At 74.9% G+C, this 4,345-nt stretch carries 3 protein-coding genes and 1 pseudogene; 2 read left to right on the top strand and 2 right to left on the bottom strand.

Going from position 1 to position 4,345, the window contains the following annotated elements:
* Positions 1-102 (top strand): annotated as a pseudogene (locus tag DQW06_RS24215) (GNAT family N-acetyltransferase); the annotation flags it as partial.
* Between the two features lie 30 nt (positions 103-132).
* Here DQW06_RS24215 and DQW06_RS24220 read toward each other — a convergent pair.
* Positions 133-684, bottom strand: coding sequence for a TetR/AcrR family transcriptional regulator (locus DQW06_RS24220; protein WP_041552428.1), 552 nt, complete (start codon positions 682-684; stop codon positions 133-135).
* A 184-nt stretch (positions 685-868) separates the two neighbouring features.
* Between DQW06_RS24220 and DQW06_RS24225 the strand changes: the two genes are divergently transcribed.
* Positions 869-2,635, top strand: coding sequence for an MFS transporter (locus DQW06_RS24225; RefSeq protein ID WP_071621703.1), 1,767 nt, complete (start codon positions 869-871; stop codon positions 2,633-2,635).
* Between the two features lie 263 nt (positions 2,636-2,898).
* Here the strand turns inward: DQW06_RS24225 and DQW06_RS24230 are convergent, their stop codons facing one another.
* Complete coding sequence (locus DQW06_RS24230) at positions 2,899-4,080, bottom strand: molybdopterin molybdotransferase MoeA (protein WP_013152160.1); 1,182 nt, start codon at positions 4,078-4,080, stop codon at positions 2,899-2,901.
* Between the last annotated feature and the right edge of the window lie 265 nt (positions 4,081-4,345).

Raw genomic sequence — 4,345 nt, forward strand, 5'->3', positions numbered from 1 at the left:
GACGGGGCCCTGGTGCGCTACTACGAGGGGCAGGGGTTCACCCCGGTCGAACGGGTGCCGGTGGGCGGCACCGAGGTCCAGATGTTCGAGTACCGGGTCTGAACCGACCCGACCGGCCCGGACGGCGGACGTTCAGCGCTCGCGGCGCGCCTTGTCGGAGGCCTCCACCAGGCGGTCGATCATCCGCTGCGTCAGCGCCGGGTCGGGCTGGGGTAGCCCGGCGATCGCCGCCATGTACAGCCCGTCGCCCGCGCGCAGGATGATCTCGGCCAGGACCGGGTCGGTGAGTTCCTCGTGCAATAGGTCGCCCCAGCGGCTGAAGAGGCCCTGGACCGTGCGGACGGCCTCCTCGGGCATGTCCTCCTGGCCGCGCAGGGCCGCGATGACCGCCCAGTACAGCTCCCGTTCCTCGGGGCTGCGCGGCAGCGAGGTGCGCAGGAAGACGCGGACCACGCCCTCCTCCCCCTCCACGGCCTCCCGGAACTCCTCCTCCGCCAGCACGCGCAGGCGCTCGATGAGCCCGGTGAGCATGGCGGCCTTGGACGGGAAGTGGTACAGCAGTCCTCCCTTGGACACCCCGGCGTCACGGGCCACGGCCTCCAGGGTCACCGCGGAATAACCCTCACCGACGAGGATGTCCTGTAGGGAGTCGAGGATGCGGTCGCGGGTGTTCGAAGCGTTCACGATTGACACTGTACCGGCTGGACGGTACTGTACCGTCTGGACGGTTGAAGAGTCCCGGGAGTACGCCCCCGGTCGACCAGGCTTCCCGTCCTTCCGCCCGGCCGTTCGCCCTCCGCATCCCGCCGGTCCGAACGCGCCCTCACAGCCGTGCGGCGCGCACACAAGCGACACGTAACGAGGAAAGATGAGTTCCGCCCAGACCGGAAACGGCACCGTCGGCGCGGCGCCCGCCCTCGCGGGCCCGCGCGAATGGACCGCGCTCGCCGTCCTGGTCCTCCCGGTGATCCTGATCTCGGTCGACTCCACCGTGCTCGGGTTCGCCGTCCCCGCGCTCAGCGAGCAGCTGCGGCCCGACGCGGGCCAGCTGCTGTGGATCGTCGACGTCTACGGCTTCGTCCTTGCCGGACTGCTGATCACCATGGGCTCGCTCGGCGACCGCATCGGCCGGCGACGCCTGCTCATGATCGGTTCGGCCGCCTTCGGCGCGGCCTCGCTGCTCGCCGCGTTCTCACCCACCGCCGAGGTGCTCATCGCGGCCCGCGCCCTGCTCGGCCTGGCGGGCGCCTCACTGATGCCCTCGACCCTGTCGCTGCTGCGCAACATCTTCCTGGACCCGCGCCAGCGCCTGCTGGCCATCGCCCTGTGGGCGTCGGGGTTCTCCGGCGGCGCGGCGCTCGGCCCGATCCTGGGCGGCTGGCTCCTGGAGCACTTCTTCTGGGGCTCGGTGTTCCTGATCAACCTGCCGGTGATGGCGCTGATCCTGGTGCTGGTCCCGCTGCTGGTGCGCGAGTCGCGCAACCCCGACTCGGGCCGCCTGGACCCGCTGAGCGTGGTCCTGTCCATGGCCGCGATCCTGCCCGTCGTGTACGGCGTCAAGAACCTGGCCACCGAGGGCCTGGCGGTCGTCCCGGTCGTCTCCCTGGCGGTCGGCCTGGGCCTGGGCTACCTGTTCGTCCGGCGCCAGAAGGCCCTGGACGACCCGCTGATCGACGTGGGCCTGTTCCGGTACCGCGTGTTCAGCGTGGCGGTGGCCACCAACCTGATGATCGTGTTCTCGCTGGTGTCGTCGCTGTTCTTCCTGACGCAGTACCTCCAGCTGGTGCTGGGCGTCTCACCGATGCGGGCCGGTTTCGTGCTGGTGCCGGGCCTGGTGCTGTCGGTGCTGGCGGGGCTGGTGGCGGTGCGGCTGTCGCGCCACCTGAGTCTGGCCACGGTGATCGGCGGGTCCCTGCTGGTGACCGCGACGGGGTTCGCGGTCCTGGTCTTCGCGCCGCAGGGCAACGTGGTGACCGGTGTGGTGCTCGTGACGGCGGGCTTCGCGCTGATCGCCACCGGCTCCGGGTTCGCCGAGACGCTGACCAACGGCGCGATCATGGCGGCGGCCCCGCCCCAGCGCGCGGGCGCGGCCTCGGCGATCTCCGAGACCGCCTACGAGCTGGGCGCGGCGCTGGGCGTCGCGCTGCTGGGCAGTGTGCTGACCGCGTCCTACCGGGCGAACCTGACCGCCGTGGAGGGCGTGCCCTCTGGGGCCGTGGACGCCGCCCGGGAGACCCTGGGCGGGGCCGCGAACGCCGCCGCCGAGGTGGGCGGCGCCGCGGGCGACGCGCTGATGCTCGCCGCGCGGACGGCGTTCACCGACGGCATGCACCTGACCAGCGTCATCGCCGTGGTGATCGTCCTGGCCGCCGCCGCGCAGGCGTGGGTGCTGCTGCGCGGTCGGGGCAACCCGGCCGTGGAGCCGGTGGAGGGCCCCGCCGAGGGAGCCCTGGAGGAGACGGTCGAGGCCGTGGGCACCGCCGGGACCGCGGGGGCCACGGTGGCCGCCGAGGCCGCGGGCGCCGAGGAGGCCGGAGGGACCACGGGTGCCGGGCAGGAGCCCGCTCCGGTGGCCGCCGACCCCGCGGCCGGTGACACCCAGGCCGCGCCGGAGCGGAACCGCTCCGACGGCTAGCACGCGAGGGTCCGGGCCCCGGAAGGCGACGCCTTCCGGGGCCCGGCGCGTGTCCGCCCCTTCCGGGTCACACCCCTGGAGCCGCGCCGCGGGGTTCTGTACGGTCCCCGCATGAGAACGCGGTTCGGTCGCCCCGACGTCGTGGAGGCGGGAGGACCCCTGGTCAGGTCTCTGGACGGGGAGCGGGGGCGGCCGCCGGGCGGACGCGGGAGTGGCCTCTGAGCCGACGCCGGACCGGTCTCCGAGCGGACGCGGGGACGGTCTCAGGGCACGCGGAGCAGTTCCACCTCGCCGCCGTCCCAGTCCGGCGGCACCACCGCGTAGGCGTCGGCCAGCGCGGCGCCGCGCAGACTGCCCGGACGGTCGTGGCCCACCGGCCGCGCCCGGCCGCCGTCCAGGCGCACCGCGACCAGCCGGGTGTCCCGGGGGTGAGCGGTGACGGCGCCCTCCAGGACGGCTCGGGCCAGACCCGTTCCGGGGTCCGGGCGTCCGGTCATGGCGGCCAGCAGGGGAACCAGCAGGGTGGCCGCGGCGACCAGGGCGGCCCCGGGGTTGCCGGGAAGGCCCACGAACACGGTCCGGTCGGTGTGCGCGAGCAGCTGCGGGTGGCCCGGGCGGCAGGCGACCCCGTCCACCGCGACCTCGGCGCCCAGCTCCTCCAGGACCGAACGCAGGTGGTCGGCCGGCCCCCGGGACGAGGAACCGCACACCGCGACCACGTCGCCGTCCGCGCCCTCCAGCGCGTCGAGCAGCGGACGCCGCTCGTCGCCCAGGTGGCGCAGGGACGCGATCCGGCCGCCCGCGCGCTCGACGACCCCGGGCAGCGCCGGACCGATGGCGTCGCGCACACTGCCGTCGCCGGGCAGCCCCGATGTGGTGATCTCCTCACCGGTGACCAGGACCGAGACCCGGGGGCGCAGCACCGGCAGGGTGTCGTGGCCCAGGCTGGCGGCCAGACCCAGCGCGGCGGGGCCGACCACCGCTCCCCGTTCGAGCACGGTCTCGCCGGGGGCGGTCTCCTCCCCCGCCCAGCGCACGTGGCGGCCCGCCTCCGCGGGCCCGTCCACCGTCCCGTCCCGGACGGCGGCCAGCTCGTAGGGCACGACGCACTCCGTGTCCTTGGGCACACGGGCGCCGGTGGCGATCTCGACGGCCTCGCCCGGGCGCAGGCCCACGGGTGCCTCCGCCGCCCCGGCCAGCCGCCTGCCGACCAGCCGCCAGGGCCCCGGGCCCGACACCGCGAAGCCGTCCATGGCCGAGGCGTCGAAGGCGGGCAGGCCCGTCAGCGCGTGCACGTCCGCGGCGAGGACGGCGCCCAGGGCGTCCTCCAGGGGGAGCTCCCGCGGAGCCGGGGGCCTGCCGCCGCCCAGGAGCCGGGCGGCCTCCCGCGCCCGCGGCCACGACCGGTGCCCGCCGTGTCCCCCGGTGCAGCCGCCCGCTCCCATACCCGTCTCCCCCTCGTCACGCCGGTGTCCTCCATTGTCCACCCGGGCGCATGACGCGGACGTCAACGTCCGCTCCGACGGCCCCGGCGCGTCCTCCGACAGCACGGCCGCCTACCCGCGCCGGGAGCGCCGAACCGGCCCCTCCCAGCGCCGATTTGCCGTCTGCCGACTTTCCGCTAGAGTTCTTACCAGCAGCACGGCGGGGCCCACGGGCCGGACGCCAGGCAGCAAGCGGACGTGGCTCAGCTGGTAGAGCATCACCTTG

It is taken from the genome of Nocardiopsis sp. TNDT3 (assembly GCF_003427465.1).
Taxonomy (GTDB): Bacteria; Actinomycetota; Actinomycetes; order Streptosporangiales; family Streptosporangiaceae; genus Nocardiopsis; species Nocardiopsis dassonvillei.

Bases quoted from the DNA above. Each gene is read 5' to 3' on its own strand.
- DQW06_RS24225 (WP_071621703.1), top strand. From the start codon at position 869: ATGAGTTCCGCCCAGACCGGAAACGGCACCGTCGGCGCGGCGCCCGCC.
- DQW06_RS24230 (WP_013152160.1), bottom strand. From the start codon at position 4,080: ATGGGAGCGGGCGGCTGCACCGGGGGACACGGCGGGCACCGGTCGTGG.